Origin of the sequence: Polyangium spumosum, assembly GCF_009649845.1 — a bacterium.
GTDB classification, from domain to species: Bacteria; Myxococcota_A; Polyangia; order Polyangiales; family Polyangiaceae; genus Polyangium; species Polyangium spumosum.
The window spans coordinates 515,416-534,704 of the sequence record NZ_WJIE01000005.1; the positions used below are offsets into that span (position 1 = coordinate 515,416).

General features: G+C 69.4%; 12 protein-coding genes. 4 read left to right on the forward strand and 8 right to left on the reverse strand.

Annotated features, from left to right (window positions below):
• Nucleotides 1–2 precede the first annotated feature (2 nt).
• From GF068_RS19495 to GF068_RS19510, 4 genes are all read right to left on the reverse strand, one after another.
• Nucleotides 3–1,091, reverse strand: a complete 1,089-nt coding sequence (locus GF068_RS19495; RefSeq protein ID WP_153820913.1) for an AI-2E family transporter — start codon at nt 1,089–1,091, stop codon at nt 3–5.
• Between the two features lie 86 nt (nt 1,092–1,177).
• The gene (locus GF068_RS19500) at nt 1,178–2,161 is read right to left on the reverse strand and encodes a hypothetical protein (RefSeq protein WP_153820914.1); all 984 of its coding nucleotides are present in this window, start codon (nt 2,159–2,161) and stop codon (nt 1,178–1,180) included.
• A gap of 74 nt (nt 2,162–2,235) precedes the next feature.
• Nucleotides 2,236–3,741: a vWA domain-containing protein gene (locus GF068_RS19505; RefSeq protein WP_338046469.1), complete on the reverse strand. Its 1,506-nt coding sequence runs from the start codon at nt 3,739–3,741 to the stop codon at nt 2,236–2,238.
• 58 nt (nt 3,742–3,799) lie between these two features.
• On the reverse strand, nt 3,800–5,887 hold the full coding sequence (locus GF068_RS19510) for a beta-galactosidase (protein WP_153820915.1): 2,088 nt from the start codon (nt 5,885–5,887) through the stop codon (nt 3,800–3,802).
• Between the two features lie 89 nt (nt 5,888–5,976).
• On the opposite strand from GF068_RS19510, the gene GF068_RS19515 reads away from it, so the two are divergent.
• On the forward strand, nt 5,977–6,501 hold the full coding sequence (locus GF068_RS19515) for a hypothetical protein (RefSeq protein ID WP_153820916.1): 525 nt from the start codon (nt 5,977–5,979) through the stop codon (nt 6,499–6,501).
• Nucleotides 6,502–6,514: 13 nt separating this feature from the next.
• On the forward strand, nt 6,515–7,549 hold the full coding sequence (locus GF068_RS19520) for a nucleoside hydrolase (protein WP_153820917.1): 1,035 nt from the start codon (nt 6,515–6,517) through the stop codon (nt 7,547–7,549).
• A 34-nt stretch (nt 7,550–7,583) separates the two neighbouring features.
• On the opposite strand, the gene GF068_RS19525 is transcribed toward GF068_RS19520, so the two are convergent.
• Both GF068_RS19525 and GF068_RS19530 read right to left on the reverse strand, forming a co-directional pair.
• Nucleotides 7,584–8,273 carry a DUF6968 family protein gene (locus GF068_RS19525; protein WP_153820918.1) on the reverse strand — a complete coding sequence of 230 codons (690 nt, stop codon included), beginning with the start codon at nt 8,271–8,273 and terminating at the stop codon, nt 7,584–7,586.
• A gap of 19 nt (nt 8,274–8,292) precedes the next feature.
• Nucleotides 8,293–8,643: a hypothetical protein gene (locus GF068_RS19530; protein ID WP_153820919.1), complete on the reverse strand. Its 351-nt coding sequence runs from the start codon at nt 8,641–8,643 to the stop codon at nt 8,293–8,295.
• Between the two features lie 247 nt (nt 8,644–8,890).
• On the opposite strand from GF068_RS19530, the gene GF068_RS19535 reads away from it, so the two are divergent.
• Both GF068_RS19535 and GF068_RS19540 read left to right on the forward strand, forming a co-directional pair.
• Nucleotides 8,891–9,628 (forward strand): hypothetical protein, encoded by a 738-nt coding sequence (locus GF068_RS19535; RefSeq protein ID WP_153820920.1) that lies wholly within the window; start codon nt 8,891–8,893, stop codon nt 9,626–9,628.
• A gap of 276 nt (nt 9,629–9,904) precedes the next feature.
• A complete protein-coding gene (locus GF068_RS19540; protein WP_153820921.1) occupies nt 9,905–14,551 on the forward strand; it encodes an N-6 DNA methylase in 4,647 nt (1,548 codons plus the stop codon).
• Nucleotides 14,552–14,566: 15 nt separating this feature from the next.
• On the opposite strand, the gene GF068_RS19545 is transcribed toward GF068_RS19540, so the two are convergent.
• Nucleotides 14,567–15,373, reverse strand: a complete 807-nt coding sequence (locus GF068_RS19545) for a hypothetical protein (RefSeq protein WP_153820922.1) — start codon at nt 15,371–15,373, stop codon at nt 14,567–14,569.
• Between the two features lies 1 nt (nt 15,374).
• Nucleotides 15,375–19,241, reverse strand: a complete 3,867-nt coding sequence (locus GF068_RS19550; protein ID WP_153820923.1) for an NADH-quinone oxidoreductase subunit M — start codon at nt 19,239–19,241, stop codon at nt 15,375–15,377.
• Nucleotides 19,242–19,289 lie beyond the last annotated feature (48 nt).

The window sequence follows — 19,289 nt, forward strand, 5'->3', positions numbered from 1 at the left end:
CCTCATGACGAGGCGGGGGGCGCGCTCTTCGGCGGCGGGACGTTCGGGTCGCTGGGCGGCGCGACGGCCTCGCGGCGCGGCGGGTGCAGCTTCGCGTAGGTGTCGACGGTCCAGACGGCCATCGCCGCGATGACGGGGCCGAGGAAGACGCCGACCGGGCCGAAGAGCTCGAGGCCGCCGAAGATGCCGAGCAGCGCGACGAGCGGGTGCATCTTCGTCGACGAGCTCTGCACCCAGGGGCGGACGACGTTGTCGGAGAGGCCGATGAGCACCGCCGAGATGGCCATCCCGACGCCGCTGCCGACGTGGCCCGTGGCGAAGAGGTAAATCGTCGAGCCCACCGTGACGGGCGTCGTGCCGACGAGCGGGATGAACGAGAGGAGCGCCGCGAGCACGCCGAGCAAAAACGCGTTTGGCACGCCGAACACGTAGAGCGCGACGAGCGACAGGCTGCCCTGCACGAGCGCGGTCGCGAGGATGCCGAGGATGGCGCCGTTGACGGTCTCGCGCACGGACGCGAAGAGCTCGCGCGTCTGGTTCTGCGGGAACGGAGAGAGGCGGAACAACCAGCGGACGAGCCTGCCGCCGTCCTTCAGGAAATAATAAAGCGAGACCCCGAACAGGAAGAGGCTGAGGATGAACGCCGGCACGGCCGCGGCCATGCCGCCGACGGCCGCGGCCGCGATGGTCGCGGCGCGCTGGCCGACGTTCTGGATGGCGGCCGTGAGCTGAGGCCCGCCGATGTGGATGTTCCGGCCGCGGATGTCGATGCCGTTCGTCAGGAACGATTGCAGGCGCGTGATGGTCGAGGTCCAGTCGCGGGCGAGGAACTCGCTGATCGACTGGACGACCTCGATCGTGATGAAGACGAACGGAATCACGACGAGGACGATCGTGCCGAACGTGAAGAGGAGCGGCGTGAACTTCTCGGCGCGGCCCAGCCGGGGCCTCGCCTTTTCGGCGAGGGGGCTCAGGAGGAGCGCGAAGAGCCCGCCCAGGGCGATCGGGACGAGCAGCGTCCGGACCATCCAGAAAAACAGGACGAGCAGCGCCGTCCTCAGCACAACGGAGAGCCAGCGATCTCGTTCCATGGGCAGCCGCGCCTCGCTGAAGCGGAGAGGTGGGACGAAAGAGGCGCGGCGTCAACGGTGGGCAGGGCCCGCCGCGCGCATTTTCGTCACGCGCCGTCGCAGACCGGGCTCCCCGTCCCCGGGCTGCAAGACCCCGCGTCACAGAAGCCGCTCGCGCATTCGGCGGAGACCATACAAGGCGCGCCGTCCGCCTTCGTCGCCGTGCACGTCCCCGGGCCCGCGGCGTCGTCGCAGAAGCCGCTCGCGCATTCCGCGCCCGTGACGCACGCCCCGCCGTCGGCCTTCTTCGCGGCGCAGGCCCCCGCCGACACGTCGCAATAACCGCTCTCGCAGCCGGCGTTCACCGCGCACGGCCCGCCTTCGGGCGCGGGCGCGGCGCAGACGCCGGTGTCGAAATCGCAATAGCTGCTCTGGCACTCGATGTCGAGCGTACACGCGGCGCCGTCGGGCGTGGGGGCGAAACACTTCAGCATGCCGGCGTCGAGCCGGCAGGTGAGGCCAGGGCCGCAGAGGCCGTCCTGGCAAGGCTCTCCCTCGCCGGGCGGGGCTTTGCAAATGCCGAGCTCCGCGCCCGAGGCGCCCGCGCACTTCGCGCCGGGATCCTCGCATTCGTCGTCGCCGAGGCAGGCGCCGCCGAGCGCGACGGTGCCCTGGAACGCGGCCTCGCAATCGGGGTCCTCTTCGAGGAAATCGGAGCCGAAGAAATCGCCGCAGGAGGCGGACCCGGCCTTCGTGAAGCACGCCTCCGCGCGGGCGGCGTCGTAGACGATGCGGCCGGCCTCGATGCCGCTCCGGAGATCGACGACGACGGCGCCGAAGAAGCTCTCGTACCGCGCCTCGCATTCGGCCTGGGTGCCCGGCACGGGGTCGAAGAGGAGCACCTCGTCCCGCTCGGCTTCGTCGCAGCAGGCGAAGACGCGGCCGCACTGGACGCGGGCATAGGTGGAAGGAAGCCCGGCGAGCGGATCGTCGGGCTTCGTTTGCGGGGGATCTTCGCTGCAGCCGGCCCACGTGAAGCCGAAGAGGCCGAGCCAGAGCCCCACGCCGAGGATCTTCGCAATCGTTCGCACGCGTCTCACGTCTCCTCCGGCGTTCTAAGAGAGCTCCGGCGGAGAAGCAACAGCGCCGTTCGGCGGGCGTCGCTTCAGGGCGCCGCGTAGCTCGGGTGCTTCTTGATCAGCGCGGCGATCTCGTCGAGCTCGGCGTCGGGGGCGCCGGCCTTCGCGGCTTCGATCTGCGCGAGGGCGCTCGTGAAGGCCTCCGCGCTCGGCTGCTTCAGGGCCTCGGCATAAGCGACGATCGCCTTGCCCTTGGCGAGCTGGGGCGAGGGGGCGGCGAGCAGCTCGGCGAGGGTCGTCGTGACCTTCACCTCGCGTGATTGATACGTGAGCGGCGTCTTCCAGCGCGCGACGACCGTGACGGTGTCGTCCATGTTCAAGACCGACGCGTCGCAGGCCTTCACGACCTGGTTGAAGATCATCGCGTCGCTCGGGGCGAGGTGCTGCGGCTCGATCTCCTCGGGGTTCGTCGAGTACTCCTCGCCGTAGAACTTGTACATGCGCATGTACCAGGGCAGCGTGATCTCGACCTGCACGCCGCGCGCGGCGACCTCCATCGTCTCGTCGAATCGATCGACGAACATCCGCGTCGCCTCCGCGGTGCTGTCGAGGTAGACGTAGGCGCCGCGCCCCTTGTCCGTGACGGCGTCCATCAGCCCGTCGTTGTAATACTCGGCCGGGCCCGCGCCGACGCCGACGAGGTAAATGCCCTCCTTGTCGGCGTCCTGCGATTGCAGGCCGATGAGGCCCTCGTCGGTCACGCCCACGTTGGCGCCGCCGTCGCTGATCAGGATGACGCGGTTGATCCTCCCCGCGCCATAATGCTGCTCCGCGAGCTTGTAGCCGGCCGCGAGGCCACTCGAGAGGTCCGTCCCGCCGCTCGCCTGGATGCCATTGGCCTTCGCGAGGAGCTGCTCGTCGTTCGGCCCCGTGACCTTGTGGCCCGCGAGCACGACGTTGTTGTCCGTGTTCCACGTGACGACGTTGACGATATCGCCCTCGGCGAGGCTCTGCGCGATGGCCGCGACGGTGGCGCGCTCGCGCTTGATGGGCTCGCCGTCCATGGAGCCGGACGTGTCGAGCACGAAGGTCACGGTGATCGGCCTGCGCGGCTTGACGGCGTCGAAGGAGCGGACGCCGAGCTGGAGATCGATCTCGCCGGGGACGGCCGTCTCGGCCATGTGCGGGAGGATCGAGAGCTCGCCGGCCGGCGGCGCGGGGTACTGGATGCGGTAGTAGTTGAGGAACTCGTAGGTGCGGACGAGGTTCGCGCTCGGGGTGATGCCCATGTTCAAGAGCTCGCGGATCTGGACCGGCGAGCCCATCGAGTTCGAGTCGTCGGCCGAGAGGTAGAGGATGACAGGGCTGTCCTTGTCGAGGCTCTCACACGCAAAAGGTGCGTCGGCGTCCGCGCCCGCGTCATTGCCGTCCGGGGGCGGAGGCGCCGTCGGCGGCGCCGCCTGGCCGCCCGAGCTCCCGCCCGCATAATTCGGCATACCCTGGCCAACCTCGGCATGGTCCGCACCACACGCGGCGATTCCCACCGCGGCGAGGGTGAAGACCGCCGAGCCAAGCAAAATCGATTTTCTCACGAAGCACCTCCGAAGTCAGGACGCGGAGAGCGCCTAGCAACGGACATGCCCCCCAGGATCACCGCAGCGCCAGCATCCGCACCGTCCGCGGCTTCATGCGCACCTCGATCGTGCCGGCGCGCGCTTCGAAGGTCGAATCGTCGATCAGGTCCGTCGCCTTCGTCCGCGCCGCGCCGGCGCTCACGCGGGCCACGAAGTCCCGCTCGGACGGGTTGATCACGAAGAGCACGCGTGGCGCGCCCGAGGCGTCCTCGTGCACGGTGACGTACACGCCGCCGGGATCGCAGGCGTACGTGGGCAGGCCGAGCGTCTCGATCGCCTGCGCGACGGCCGCGTCGGCCGCGGCGGGCACGTCGGGCGTGAGCGGACCGTCGTCGCCGAGGCGGCCGAGGTCGAAGGGGACGTCCACGGGACGGAACGCGCCGTCGAAGCGAGGCTCGCGCGGGCCGAGGGTGACGCGGGCGCCACGCGCCTTGGCCTCGGCGAGGCGCTCGAAGAGCTCGGGCTTGAGGGCGCCGGAGGTCGCGCAGATGAGCCAGCGCGCGTCGCCGAGCGCGGTGTCGCGGTCCTCGCCGCCGACGACGGCGAAGGGCACGCCGCGCGACTCGAGGGCCTGCTCGAAGGCGGTGGCGAAGGTGTCGGCCTCGATGGCGAGCGGATACCCGAGGCCGAGGTCGTCCTCGACGCAACGCTCCCGCGCGCCGGCCCCGACGATGGAGAAAAACGCGCCCGAGAGCGGGCCGAAGGCGTGCATGACCCGCGCGAGCCTGCGCTCGGTGCGGGGGATGAGGATCCGGACGGGGGTCTTCCGGCGCAGATCGTGGAAGCTCGTCTGCTCGAGGGCGGCGCAGAGCTTGCGCCAGAAGGTGGCGTACGGGCGCTCGCGGCCGTGGCGGTCGATGGGGGCGCCGATCCAGCGGTCGCGCTCGACGGCCATGTAGACGTTGAAGCCACGCAGGCCGTAGGCGAGGGCGCAGAGGACGGTGAAGGCGCCGTCGCGCTCGTCGAGGGGCGGGAAGAAGGGCGGGAAGCCGGCGCCCATCTCGCAGGCGAACGCGGGCACGGAGAGGGCCTCGCAGCGCGTCGCGAGCTCGCTCGTGCGGCGGGCGATGATGGCGCGGCTCGTGGGGTTCGCCAGGTGGTAGTAGTCGAGCCCGACGAGGTCGACGACCTTGGTGACGCGGGCGGCGTTGAGGGGCGTCGCGTCCTGGCCCGGCGGCAGGTTGTGCGTCGTGGGCAGCCCGTCCATGCCGGCGGCGGCGAGCGCGCGGCCGAGGCGCTGGAACGCGGTGGCGAGCAGGTGCTCGTGGAACTCGGACCAGTCGAGGTGTCGGGCGAGGTCACGCGGGCGCGTGGCGTCGAGCTTGCGCGGCGGGTCGATGGAGGAGAAACGTGTCGCCTCGCCCTTGCGGCTCGACGGGACCTCGCCGTCCTTGGGCTCGACGCCGTAGGAGGCGCGCAGGGCCTCGATGGTGCCGTACTTTTCGCGCAGGAACTCGCGGTAGAGGCGGATCGCGTCGGGGTGGTAGTCCTGGTCGTAGGCGCCGTCGCGGAAGTAGAGGGCGCCTTCGTTGTCGATCTGGAAGAGGACGATGGGCCCGTCCGGGTAGAGCAGCGGCGCGAGCGTGGGGCCGAGGGCCTGGAAGTACCGCGCGGCCTCGTCGTGGAAGGCGTCGCTCGCGTAACTCGGGACGGGGAACGCGAACGGGAGCATGGGGAGCAAGACCGGGTTCTGGTCGGGGGAGCGGGCCTGGCAGGCCGGGTCCCAGACGATACGCTCGGGCAGGCCGAAGTAGGTGAGCTCGGCGTTGATGTGGGGCCCGGGGCGGGCGATGACGTGGAGGCCGAGCTCCTCGGCGATGCGGCAGAAGCGGGTGATGTCGCGCTGGGGGTCGGTGGCGCCGAGCTCGAGCTTGCCGGGGGCGACCTCGTGGACGCCCCAGGGGATGTAGGTGTCGACGAGGCGCAGGCCCATGGCCTTGACGGCCTCGAGGCAAGCGCGCCAGGCGCCGGGGTCGAGGCGCCAGTAGTGGACGGAGCCTGCCCAGAGCGGGACGACGTCGCCGTTGATCTCGATCCCGCCTGGGACGAGACGCACCTTTCGCCCCTGCCCTTCGGCCCTCGGCCTGTCTTCACGTGCGGTCATGGCGGCGGGGCGGAGGGTAGCAAAGAAGGGACGAACCCGTGAGCTTCAAACGGCGCGAAGAGCCGCCGAGCTCTGGTACGATGCGCGCCATGGCGAGCAAGACCCACGTCGATGGGAACAAGGTGACGATCGACGACAGCCTCTACCACGTGAGCGCCGCGGGCGGTCAGTACGCGGTGACGGACGAGTTCGGCTTGCGCACGGGTTACTTCTCGGTGCGCGGCCGGGTGGTGACGCCGGAGGACTACGGCGTGGAGGGCGCGCACCCGGTGCTGCAGATCGGCAAGCTCTGGGCGGCGGCGAACCTGTGGAAGGCGAACGAGAAGTCGACGTCGTCGCTTCCGACGAAGGGGTTCTGTCGCGTGGTGACGCACGAAAAGGCGAGCGAGGCGGACCTGGAGAAGGCGCGCGCCTATCGAGCCTGGATGCGCAAGCAGCCCGGGTGCAAGGCGAGTTATTACGTGACAGACCCGTCGAGCGGGAAAGGAATGACGATCAGCATCTGGGAGACGCGTGACCAGATGAATGCGGCCAAGGAGGCGAGGCCGCCGGAGGGAGCGGTCCTGCTGAAGTCGCTCGGGGTGGAGGTGTTCCCGATGGTGGAGGAGCCGTAGCGGGGGCGAGGGCGTGATTTCGACGCAGGAAGCCCCGCTCGGCGCGGCGCCGTCGATCTTCGACCTGGACATCGGCACGGATCCGGACGACACGTGCGTCGCGGCGATGCTGGCCGCGCGGCCGTCGCGATTTCGACCTGCCCTGCTGGTGACGAGCGACGAGACGCGCGAAAAAGGGCGCGCGCGGTTCCTCGCGGGGTTGCTCCGCGCGTCGAGGGTGGAGCTCCCGGTGGCGGCGGGGCTGCCGAGCGTGCGCAATCGGGCGTCGTGCCTGGTGGAGGAGGCGGGGCTCGCGCCGGACGACGTGCGATTCTCGGTCGACGCGGTCGGGGAGATCGTGCGGGTGCTCGAGGCGTCTCCGCGGGTCGATTACGTGGGGCTCGGGCCGCTCTCGAACCTCGACGCGGCGCTTTTGGCGCGTCCGGAGCTCGCGGCGCGGGTGCGTCTCTTTCAGATGGGCCCGGCGCTCGCGGGGGCGTACCGGCGGGAGGCGGCGCAATACAATGCGCGGCTCGACCCGGGGGCCTTCGCGCGGGTGCTCGCGCGGGTGGAGAAGCCGCGGCTATTGTTCAGCCATTCGAGCTGGGGGAGCGGGCTCGGGGTCTACCCGGACGACCCGCTGGCGTGCGCGCTCCGAGGGGCCTCTCCCGCGGGAGCGCTCTTCGTGCGGCACCTGGAGGCGTGGGTGGAGACGGGCAAGCCCTGCTCGATCATGCACGACCCATTGACGGTGCTCTCGGCGGCCTTGCCGGGGCTCTGCGATTCCGCGGATGTGTCGCTCGTGGTGCGCGACGACGGATGGGTGGGGCTGACGGAGGAGGCACACGCGGCGCTGGCGAGGGAGCTGCCAGCGCGAGGGAAGGTGATCGCAGGGTTGTTATCGGAGCGGCATGCGCAGATGGAGGGCGTCCGGATCGAGGCGCGAATGTCGCTGGATACGGATGGCGCAGCGGCGAGGCGGGCGATCGGGGAGGCGCTGCTCGGGGAGGAGGGGGCGGCGGTGGGGGTGGCGTGGGGGGATTGGAATCGGGGGCGGGGGGAGAGATGAGGGGTCGAGGTTTCGCGCAAGGGAACCGCGCGGATCACGGCGGCGCGACGGCGTCGGGATCGACGACGGGATCGGTCGCAAAGGCCCGCCCCACCTTGTAGGGGAAGTCGCTGCAGTCCAGCGCCAGCCCGGACGCCGGGCCCGTCGGGGCCATATCGTCGAACGCGACACGCGCCAGGGCGAGCGCGTCGAGGAAGGCCTCGATGAAATCGGCGCCGACGCCATACCGGACCGATGCCCCCTCGGACGGACCAAACGCAAAGCCACACTTCCACGATCCGTCGTCCGCCTGAAACGGCTTGAACACGGTGAACACGAGCTCCGTTTCGACGCCGCTCGTATCGGAATGGCCGAGCGCTCGTGTCGTGAGCACCTCCAGGTCTCCCGGGTTGCTCTCCGGCGCTGGCACCTCGGGGGCGCGATATTCGCCTGGCCTGGCCTGGGGCGTGGGCAAGCCGGAATGCGACATGCCTTGCCAGTGTGAGCGCTCCTCTTCGGGGTGCTCGACGTAACCACGCGCGACCTTGAGGCACCCGACGAGCGCCTGGATGAAATCGATGCCGCCGACGTAAACGACGCGCCGATGGGTGGGTGGACTGAACTGGAACCCGCACTTCCACCCGCCATGCTCATCCGCAAAGGGCACGAATACCGTGAGGGTGACGTCCCGCTCCTTGCCGTCGTCTCCGCGGTACTGGAGGACGCGTGTGGTCAGGGTGGCCATTCGGATCTGCCTTGGTGCTCTAGTCGGCGTAGGGGATCTTCTTCATGCAGTCTTGCAACTTGTCGGCGCAGTCCTCGTAACACAGCCGGAGCTTCTTCCTGTCCTTCAGGTTCGATCGCGTGCACCAGTCATAGCAGTGGTCGTGAAGCGTTTCGCATTCGCGGACCCTGCGCTCTCGCTCGTCCTCGCTGATCCCTCCCATCGGTATCGGGCTTGCTGTGCCCTCGCGCGACCCGAGGTTCGTTGTGTCGTTTGCGGCGGACGTCAACGTCGGACGCTGCGCCTCCGGGCGAACGTCACCGATACCCGACGCCACACCAAGCGATCCGTACAGGAAAAGCGCCCCGAGACCCAGCAGCAACTTGGCCATGATTCCCCTCCACGCTGCCCCCCCCGGGGCGCAGCATGAGCACGGTATCAGGCGTGATCCCGAAGTCCACAAACTGGCGACCGGACGCAGCGTAACGCCGCAGTCGTGCGCGACGGCGCGACCGAGGGTTCGGGGGGCGCGGGGCGAGACTCCTACGCGTCGCGGCCCACCCTCCCCAACTTTCCTCTTGTAAGCCCCCCACGTGCTCGCCTACCGTCCTCCCCCTTCCCACCTCCTGGAGGACCCCATGGCGGACAAGAACATCGATCAGGACGAGACGCAGATCTACGGCCCCTATGCCTCCAAGAAGATCCGCACGCGCCTCGTCGGGCTGGTCCCCGCGTTCGATTCTACGTTGAACTACGTCGCCGATCGCCTCGACGACACCACGAACGCCGTCAAAGCCGCCGTCGACGCAGCCCGGGACAAGGACGCCGAGCGCCGCAAGGGCACGCAAAACAAAAGGCCTCTCCTCAAGGAGGCCCGCCGATTGCTGGGGCAATTCAGCAAGCACCTCAGCGCCCATGACGCCAGTATCGTCGACCGGAAGGTGTTTTTCGTCCGCGATGGCACGGCGACGGGCGTCGGCAATGCCGCGCATGACGTGCTGCTCGCCGTCACGCATATCACGACGAAGCTAGCGGGGCCCCAGTTGACCGTGCGCGACGCGGCGCATTGGTACGGGCGGTTCGATTCCATGATGAAGACCCTCACGCCGGTCGTCGCGCACGCCGACGACGCGCTGGTCGATCGGCAATCGCTCACGCCGGAGGTCGAGGCGGCCCGGCAGGCGTGGCTCAATCGATACCTCGCCGCGCGCTCGATCGTGGAGGGTGTGCTCCGGGAGCTCGGCCGGCTCGATCAACTCTCGCTTTTTTTCTACGACCTGCGCGTCCCCGCCGGCACCAAGCTCACCGAGCCCCCGCCGGACGAGCCGCTCGCCCCGCTGGCGCCGGAAGACGACGATCAGGACGACGAGCCGTGACAGGCGAGCCGATCGGCGGCCGATCCGCCCGGCAGGAGCCTCCAGGCGCCTCGGTGGGAGGCCGATCGGCGCGGTAGGAGCTTCCAGGGGACCTGAGCGGCGGCCGATCGGCCCGGTAGGAGCTTCCAGGTGCTTCGGTGGGCTGCCGATCGGCGCGTTAGGAGCTTCCAGGGGACCTGAGCGGCGGCCGATCGGGCGACCTGGACAGGCCGGAGGCCCGCGTCGCCCGATCATCTCGCATCCCCGGCCCGAGGGCACGTGATAGGGTCGCGCGCCGTGTTGCCCTACCTCGAACCGCATGGGCTCTTCGCCCCGACGTACTTCGCGCGTGTGGTCGCCGACCCGAGAGGCACGTGCCCACGCACGCAGCCGGTCGACATCGACACCCGCCTCGCGGCCCTCGTCGAGATCTGGGGCCGTTACCGACCCTCGTTGACCATGCCCGCGCCGTCGCAGAAGGGCCTGTTCACGGACACCGCCGAGACGAAACACGTCGGGCTCCCCCGGGATCTCCGGCCCCTGCCCAAGTCGCAGGAGGCCGTGGCAGAAGGGTTCGTGCAGCTCGTGCTGGAGAAGGTCTGCGGATACCACGCCGACCCCAAGCCGCCGCTCCTCGACCCTGCGACCCAGGAAAAACACATCCCCGACTTCGTGTGCTTCGCCAGCCAGGAGGCGGCCGTGCGGCTGCGCTCCGGGCGCAAGATGCCCGAGGCGCGTGTCTACTGCGCAGATGCGTTGCTCGTCGTGGACGCGAAGCGCTTCGGGAAAGGCGTGGGCGCCGACGAGGCCGGCGATGAGCAGAGCCGCGCCAAAGGACCCAAGGCCGCACGGAAGGAGCCGACCGCGAGCGAGGACGTCGAGCAGGTCCTCCGCTACCTGCGGGTGACGGGCAAGCGCTGGGGCGTGCTCACGAACGGGCGCTCGTGGCGGCTCATGGAAGCGGGGAAGTTCGAGGCGCACCTGCGCTTCGACCTCGTGCTCTTCGCGGAGGACCTGCTCGCCCGCGGCGGCGTGTTCACCGACGAAGACCGCGCCGCGCTCACGCTGTTCCTGCACCTCTTCGGCCCCCCGGCGACGAGCGGATACCTCGACATGCTCGCGCGCGAGAGCGAGGTCGAGACCCGTCGCGTCCGCGAGATCCTCCGGGAGCGCGCACACGAGGCCGTGTCGATCGTCGCCAATGGTTTCCTGCTCCACCCGGGCAATGGCTTCGTCGCGCGGGAGGGCAGCGCGCTTTCGGCCCCGACGCAGGAGAAGCTCGACGAGCTGCGCGAGCTATCGCTCGTGTTCCTCTACAGGCTCCTGTTCGTGCTCAAGGCCGAGGCGATGAACCTGCTCCCCATGCGAGACCGCAACGGAGCGAAGACCTCTTACGCGAAGCACGCGTCCACGGAGGCGATCTTTCACGCCGTCGCGAGGCTCAGCGCGCACGAGCGGACGGAGTCGAGCGCGGCATACAAGATGCTCCGCGATCTGTTCCAGCTCATCGACAAGGGCGGCGAGTACGACGTCCTCGCCTACAACGGCGGGCTCTTCTCGGCGGGCGACCACCCGGACCTCGAAGAGCTCCGCTTGCGTGACGACGTGGTCCACGCGCTGCTCGTCTCGCTGATCTACCTCGACGCCGATACGAGCGGCGTGCGCGCGGGTGAGCCGCTCGTCGCCGTCCCGTATGCGGACCTCGACGTGCGGGATCTCGGCGACGTGTACGAGGGGCTCCTCGAACTGCGCCTCGTGCGCGACCCGCAGGTGCCACTCGATGGGGTGGGCGTGCGCCCGTTCGTGCTGCGCAACCAGGATGGCGAGAAGAAGGCATCGGGCAGTTACTTCACGCCCGACGTGATCGTCGAGCATCTGGTGCGGCGCGCCTTGCAGCCGCTGCTCGACGCATGTGGGACCGATGCGGAGGCCGTCCTGTCGTTGAAGGTCGTCGACCCCGCGATGGGCAGCGGGCATTTCCTGGTGAAGGCGATCGACGTGATCGCGTGGCACCTGACTCTGCGCTGCGATCCGCTGGAGCAAGGCGTCGCCAACGACAACGGGCCGCGGGAGCTCGCGTACTGGAAGCGGCGCGTGGTGGAGCGGTGCATCTACGGGGTGGACGTGAACCCGATGGCCGTGGAGCTCGCGAAGGTCGCGCTGTGGTTGCACACGGCGAGCGCGGGCAAGCCGCTGTCGTTCCTCGACCATCACCTGAAATGCGGCAACGCGCTGGTGGGCGCGCGCCTCGGTCGGCTCAACGTGCCGGCGCGGGTGGCGCGACGGACGAAGAAGGGCGACGTCTGGGAGCCACGGCCCACGGGCGAGGCGCAAGGCAAAGGCAAGGCGAAGGGCAAGGGTGAGGGGCCCGCGGAGCAGGCGCCCGCGCAGCGCCCGCTCGCGCTTTCGCTCGACGAAGGCTGGATGAAGGACATCGTGGCGCGCGTGGCGCAGGTGGCCGCGCAGCCGGCGAATACGGTCGCCGAGGTGCACGACAAGATCCGGCGACATCAGGACGTGGACGCGCGCCTGCGCTGCCATCGATTGCTCGCGGACCTGTGGTGCGCGCAGTGGTTTTTGGCCGCGCCGGACGTGGAGGGCGTGCACGTGTACCAGAGAGGCGAGGGCCTGTACGAAGAGCTCCGCGAGGCGTGCGTGCGGAGCGGGTCGGACGGCGACGAGCTCCGGCGGATGACGATCGAGAAGGTCGCCGACGTGCCGCTCGTCAAGGAGATCGCCCGCGTGCGCGAGGAAGGGTATGGGCCGCGTCTGCTGCGCTTCTTTCACTGGGAGCTCGAGTTCCCGGAGATCGCGTTCGACGCGACGGGGGCGCGGCGACCGCGGGTCGGCTTCGACGCCGTGGTCGGCAACCCGCCGTGGAACAAGCTGAAGCCGGCGAAGCGCGACTTCTACGGCCCCTTCTCGGACGAGGTGGCGAACACGCAAGGGCCGTCGCTCGATCGGCTGATCGACCGGTTGCAGGGGGAGCGGCCGGAGCTCGCGTCGGGGTGGGACACGTATACGAATCGAATCGAGACGCTCGTCGAGTACCTCGCGGAGGGCGGGGACTACGAACATCAGTCGGTCGAGGTGAACGGGAAGAAGACCGGGGGTGATCCGGATCTGTTCCGGTATTTCATCGAGCGGGCGCACCAGCTCGCGCGCGTCGACGGTCGTATCGGGCAGGTGGTGCCGTCGACGTTGTGGCAGGCGGAGGGGTGCACGGGGCTGCGGCGGCTCTTGCTGGAGACGTGCACCATGGGATGCCTGTACGGCTTCGAGAACGCGAGGCGATGGGCGTTTTCCATTCACTCGCAGTTCAAGTTCTCGACTTTCGTCGTGGCGCGTCGCCCTGCATCCGAGGGGCACAAGTTCCCGGCGGCGTTCATGCTACGCGACGCCCGCGTGCTCGAGGGGGGCTTGCAAGAGCGGGTGGTCGAGATGTCGCGTGCGTTCGTGGACGCGGTCAGCCCGGGGACGCTGGCGCTGCTGGACGTCAAGAATGAGCTCGAGGCCAAGCTCATCGAGCGGCTTCACGAGGAGCACCCGGCGCTCGGGAGCGAGAAGAGCGGGTGGGGCGTGAAGTACCGCAATGAACTGCACATGACGAACGACGCGTGGATGTTCCGCAACCGCGCGTGGATGAAGGCGCGGGGATTCACGCAGGTGATGCCGGTCCGTGACACGCAAGGTCAATGGACGCAGCGCTTCGAGGGACCGGGTGAGGTGGCCGAGCTGCCCGAGGCACTTCCGGCAGGCGGCGAGTACTGGGTCGCGGCGAGCGAGCGATATTATCGAAATCGAGGGTATGCCGAGCGGAGCGGCGAGATGAACGGCCAAACGGTGGCGTGGTTCATCCACCCGAGTGACGTGGGAAAGGACGAGGACAAGTCGCGTATCTTCGCGGGGGAACGGTACACGGCGCTTTACGACGGTCGACTCATTCACTCATTCGATCACTGCTATCAACGATACGTATCGGGCGAGGGCCCCAAACAGATCTGGGCACGCCTGGATCTGGGCGTGAAGAAGTACGAGCCAAGGGTATTCACATGCCGGGTGGAATCGGCAGCGCCGTTACAGGCACGATGTGGGTTTCGCGATATCGCTCGCGGAACTGATGAGCGTACGATGATCGCCGCGATCGTACCGGGCGACGTAACCTGCGGGAACAAGGTCCCCGTGCTGCGCTCGACCCACGATGACGTCGTCAATGTACTGCCCGGGATCCTCGGCTCGCTGACGGCCGATTTCATCATCCGCTTACGCGTCGGCGCGACGCTCAACTGGATTTACGTGGCACGACTCATCGTACCGCGTCGGGAAGAGATCGACAGTACATCGCTCGAACGCCTGCGAGTCCTCGTCGCCCGCCTCTCCTGCACGACGCCCGAGATGGCCGACGTCTGGACGCACGTCTTCCCGGACGAGCCTTGGTCCTACGATTCAGCAGAACGTGACCCCTGGAAGCGCGCCGAGCTGCGCGCGGAGATCGACGCCATCGTCGCGGACCTGTACGGCCTTTCCGTCCCTGAATACGCGTACGTGCTGACGACGTTCCCCTTGCTCGATCGAGACCAGCCGCCGCTGCCCGGCGATGGCTTCGTCACGGAGGGGAAGGAGGCGTCCCGCGGTTCCGACGACGAGCGGGGCGTGACCTGGGACGAGACGGAGGACGGTATCGTCGAGATCACGCCGCGCAGCTTCATCACGCGTGATCTCGCGCTGCTCCGGTACATGCAACGCAAGGGATATCCGATCCCCGCGGACCTGGACGCATTCTATCGAGACGTCGTGGGCCTGGACCCGCGAGGGCCCCTCTCGCGCTTCCGCGTCGGAGCGCTGCGAGACCTCGAAGCGCGCGTGATCGAGGCAAAGAAACGAGGCGCAGTCGCGTACGTGCCGAGCGGGCGGGGCGGGGGGCAGGACGAGGAGACGAGCTGAAGCGGTCTCGCCCCCTCACCACCCCGGCCCCTGCCCTCCAACCACGATATGCAACCCCGCGTCATGGTGCGGCACCTCGGCCCTGTCCAGGTGGAGCGCCCGCACCTGTGACGAGGCCCCCAGCACGACATGCGGCACGACGCCAATCGTGACCGCCCCGATCTTCTCCGTGCCCGCCCCGATCGCCACGCCGAGGGCCGCCGAGAGCCGCGTCTCGTTCGAGAATGCGCCGAGCAAGAGGCCACATTGCGGCAGCGGGCCCTCCAGCGGGCAATCGTCGTCGCCGGGCAAATCGAGGTACGCCGTGTGGTACGCCGCGCCATGGCTCACGTAGAGGTTGAAGAGCGGCGCCACGCGGCCCAGGCGCTTGCTGAGGTCGAGGCCCGCGCGACCCCAGGGGCCGTGGCCGACGCCCGTGTAATACCCGCCCGCCCCCAGCACGAGCGAGACAGGGTCGCCATTGTCCTCGTCGAGCACAGCGAACCGCGCCTCGCCGCCAAAACGCTGGAAGCCGAGGGAGGCCCCGATTTCGAGCCAGCGCTTCAGGCCATACCGAAAACCGACCTCGTAGGCGCCGAGGCCGCTGCTCAAGAACCACGGGAAGGTCGAGTCCTCGGGGTAGATGTCCGCGCCACCCGTGGTCACGGGGGTCTCTGCGCCGGAGGGGCGCTCGAAATGGCCCCAGCCGAAGTTCCAGGCGACCGCGTGCACGCTCCAGCCGAATTTGCCGGCCGGTGTGGTGTCGCCGGTGCGAGGGGTGATGGCAGGGCTGCAGGCGAGGAGGGCGAGGGGGAGGAGGGCGAGGGGGTGGAGGCGCGGCATTTCAGGTGCTCGTCCGGTCCTCGGGAGCGTGCACCGGGATCGCCGCAATCTGCAACGGCCCCGGTCGATCCACCAACCTGTGCATCTCGCGGCTTGCCGTATCCACCATCCCGAGCAGCGGCCTCGGCCAGATCCCGAGCACCACCACGACAATCACGAGCGGCAAGGCCGCCGCAATCTCCCGACCGTGCATCGCGGGGAACTTGCCCCCGAACGGCTCGAGGTATTTGCTCGTCCGCCACTCCTCGCGCGCCTCGCCAAACAGGAGATGCGCCATCGCGAAGAGGTGCACGCCCGCGAGCACCACGAACCCCGCCGCGCCGAGGACGCCGATCCACCGCTCGCGCGCGAACGCGCCCCAGAGCGCGAGCAAGGGACCCCAGAAACCCGCGAGAAGCGGCATTCCGAGCGAGGCGAGCATAGCCAGGCCAAAGAGCAACGCGAAGAGCGGCATTTCGCGCGAGAGGCCGCCGAACCGGCCGAGGTCACGCGAGGACACGCGTGATTCGAGCGCCGACACGAGCACGAACAAGAGGCCCACGATCACGCCGTGTAGCGCCGCCACGGCCACGCTCGCCTCGAATCCTTGCGGGGTGAGCGAGCCCATTCCCAGGAAAACAAAGCCCACGTGGGCCCCCGCGATACGGGCGAGGAATCGCTTGAGGTCACTCTCGGCCATCGCCGCGAACGCGGAGACGAAGATGGCGACCACGCCGAGGATCGAGACCGTCATCGCCGCCCAGCGCATGCCGTCCGGCAAGACGCCGACGCCGAGCCGCAAGAGGCCATAAACGCCCGTCACGAAGAGCGCGCCCGAGAGCAAGACGCTCGTCGGGGTGTCCGATTCGGAGTGCAGGTCCGCGAGGTATCCCGGGAGCGGGAAGGCGGACAGGCGGAGGGCGAAGGCGAGGAAGAGGGCGGTCCAGACGACCTTCACGGCGGAATGGCCAAAGAGGAGGAGGCCCTTGTCGACCCAGGCCACACGCGCGAGCTCGGGAATGGCCGCCGAGCGGCGGACAGCCTCGCCCGTCGAGAGATAGGTGGGGTCACCATTTTGCCAGAGCCAATAGGAGGCCGCGCAGAGGAGCGCGGCGCCGATCAGGGAGGAGACGAGCACACGAGCCGCCGCGCGGCGAGGGCCAGGGCCGCCGCGGCGCGCGACGAGAAAACAGGCCGGAAGGAGGCCGAGCAGCCAGAAGGCGCAAAAGAGGAAGAGGTCGAGCGAGACGAGGACACCCAGGGAGGCCGTGAGGAAGAGGCCGGCGAGGGCGTGGTAGGTCGAAGCGCGCTCGCGCAAGGTCGCGCTCGTTATCGAGGCGACGAAAGCGACGAGGACAGCAGAGGCGACGAGGACGAGGGATACGCCGTCGACGCCGATGGACCATTCGACGCCGAGGGAGGGGAAGAGGCGGCTCCGCTCGATGAGTTGGAAGCCGTCATTGCCGTCGGCGCGGGTGAAGAGGCGGTCGAATCGATAACAGAGCCAGCCGACGAAGAGGAGGAGCGCGCCGTGGACGGCGGCGCTCGTGGCGGCGAGGGTACGCGAATGGTCGCGGCGCGCGAGGCGGAGGAGGAGCGCGAGAAGGGTGCCGAGCAGAGGGAAAAAGACGACGACGAAGAGCGGGGCGCGGCCGAGGAGGCCACGGCCGAGGAGGCCAAGGCCAAGCGGGCGCTCGGCGCGAAGGGGCATCACGAGGGGGCGCGCGGGTTCGTCACCGGCGCGGGTGCTCGATTCGACGAGGACCTGGCCGTAGAGCTCGCGGGCGCGGGCAGCCTCGTAGCGCCATTTGACGACCACGCGGCGCTCCTGGCCCGCAGGGATACGCGTGACGAGGGGCACGCGCGCGCCTTCGACGGTGACGGTGAGGCCAGGCGGGAGGCGAGGATCGGCCGGCGAGGTGCGTAACTCGACGCGCGAGACCTCGAGCAGGCCAGGGCCCTCGTTCCGAAGGAGAAACGCGCCGGTCATCTGCTCGCCGTCTGGAGAGAGGGTGAGCTCGACGTGGTCGCCGCCGAATTCGGGGCGAAGGACGGCGCGGCCCGAAGGCGCGTCGTCCGCAAAGGCCGGCGAGGCAAAGCCGAGGAGCACGAGGGCGACGAAGAGGGAGAAGAGGCGCGAAAGGAGGCGCGCCGGGAGGCCAAGGACGAGGTCGTCGATCGCAGAGACGAGCTTCGAGGCGAATCGCGCGATCGTGGTGGCCCCTTCGAGGGTGGCCTCGCCAAGCCGAGGTCCGAGGCCTTCGAGCAGACGCGCGCCAGGGAAGGTGCGCGCCTCACGAGGGCGCTCGTCGGGGCGCTCGGAGGTCGTTCGAAGGCAAACGAGCGGGAGAAGGAGCGCCTGCAAGGAGAGGAGGACGACGGCGAAGGTCGGCGCTTCGAGGCCAACGGACACAAACGAGAGGCCCACGGAGGTGAGCGCGAGGAAGACGAGGCGGTGGAGGCGTCGGCGCTCGATCAGCACACGGAGGCCCGCGAGGAGGGCCGCGAGCACGCCGAGGGTGGTGACGATCGTGGAGGCCGTGGAGCTGAACGAGAGGAGGTCGGAGAAACGAACGAGGAGGAGAGGGCCCGGCGCGAGGGAGAGGCCAAGCACGAGCGCGAGCGCAGGCCGCGAGAGGAGCGAGGCGGCGCGAGGGAGCCAGCCAGAGAAGGGGAAGGTCGCGCTCGTGGCGAGAGCGCCGACGAAGAGGAGGAGGCAGGCGAGCGTGACGAGGCCGATCGAGCCAGCGCCGTGCTTGCGGAGGAGCGAATGGGCGAGGAGGTGCCGGCCCGTCTCGTCACGCATCACGAGCTGGTCGTGGATCTCCCGAAACGCGACCGTGGAGCCGACGGGCGCGATTCGCACCTCCTCACCTTCGAGGACGACGAGGCGCTCGATCCAGGTGACCTCGAGGCCATCCCCCGTGACCATGGCGCCGCCGCCCGGCGCGACGACGACCGCATGCGAGCCCGCAGGGATCGGGCGGCGCACGAAGGGCGCGATCGCGAAGGGCGCAGGGTTCTGCGCGAGCTGGGCGCGATCGGAGACGCCGAGGTAGACCCGCGCGCCCGCGTGGCTCGTGAAGGTGAGGAAGCCACGCTGCTCGGCGCGCTCGGCGATGATCTTGGCGTCACGCTCGCCACGCGGGCGGTCGACGTCCTCGGCGACGGTCTCTTCGTGAGGGATGCGGCCCTCGGCATGGACGGGGACGAACCGCGCGCGGTAGTCGGAGAGGAACTGGCCCTCGTCGAGCCAAGCGCCGCCGAGGCCCCAGAAGAGGAGCACGAAGCCCCCCGCGAAGGCGACGCCGCCAAAACTCGCGACCACGCCCGCGCGCACGCCCGCCGAAGCAGCCGCCTGCGTGCTCTTGCCCTGCACGAGGAAGAGGCCCGTCGCGAGCACGACGGCGCCCCAGCCAAAGAGCCAACCGATCGCATCGGCCGCGAGCACGACGAGCGAGACGCCAGACGCGAGGAGAGAAGCACACGCGGTGAAACGAATCGACGCGCGGTCGTCCTCGACGAACCTCGGCGCGAGGAGGTGCACGCCGAGGACGGCGAGCAACGCAGCGAGGAGGAAGGCCGTCGCGAGCGGATCGAGGACGAAGGAGGCGCTCGCGTCGAGAGTGCCGATCCGCAAGAGGCGGAAGGCCACGTCGAAGAGGGCGCGGCGCGCAGGCTCGAGCGAGGCGAGGCGCGCCGCACCCGCGAGCACGACGGCGAGCGAGAGCAAGGTCGCGCCGAGGCCGAGGTGCGTCACGCGACGTCGCCCGATCCGCACGCCAAAGAGAGCGACGACGATCGCGACGAGCAGAGGCACGAGCGGCACGAGGCCAAGCGGCACGAGGGGCGCCTCGACGGGCGCGAGCGGACCAGCATACGCGGGCATGGCTTTCGGGGAGGATGTCGCGGGCGTCGGCGGGCGCCAGCCCCGTTC

Excerpts from the sequence above, each read along its gene's own strand:
- GF068_RS19530 (WP_153820919.1), bottom strand. The coding sequence starts at position 8,643 with ATGGCCAAGTTGCTGCTGGGTCTCGGGGCGCTTTTCCTGTACGGATCG.
- GF068_RS19550 (WP_153820923.1), bottom strand. The coding sequence starts at position 19,241 with ATGCCCGCGTATGCTGGTCCGCTCGCGCCCGTCGAGGCGCCCCTCGTG.
- GF068_RS19535 (WP_153820920.1), top strand. The coding sequence starts at position 8,891 with ATGGCGGACAAGAACATCGATCAGGACGAGACGCAGATCTACGGCCCC.
- GF068_RS19515 (WP_153820916.1), top strand. The coding sequence starts at position 5,977 with ATGGCGAGCAAGACCCACGTCGATGGGAACAAGGTGACGATCGACGAC.
- GF068_RS19525 (WP_153820918.1), bottom strand. The coding sequence starts at position 8,273 with ATGGCCACCCTGACCACACGCGTCCTCCAGTACCGCGGAGACGACGGC.
- GF068_RS19495 (WP_153820913.1), bottom strand. The coding sequence starts at position 1,091 with ATGGAACGAGATCGCTGGCTCTCCGTTGTGCTGAGGACGGCGCTGCTC.
- GF068_RS19510 (WP_153820915.1), bottom strand. The coding sequence starts at position 5,887 with ATGACCGCACGTGAAGACAGGCCGAGGGCCGAAGGGCAGGGGCGAAAG.
- GF068_RS19545 (WP_153820922.1), bottom strand. The coding sequence starts at position 15,373 with ATGCCGCGCCTCCACCCCCTCGCCCTCCTCCCCCTCGCCCTCCTCGCC.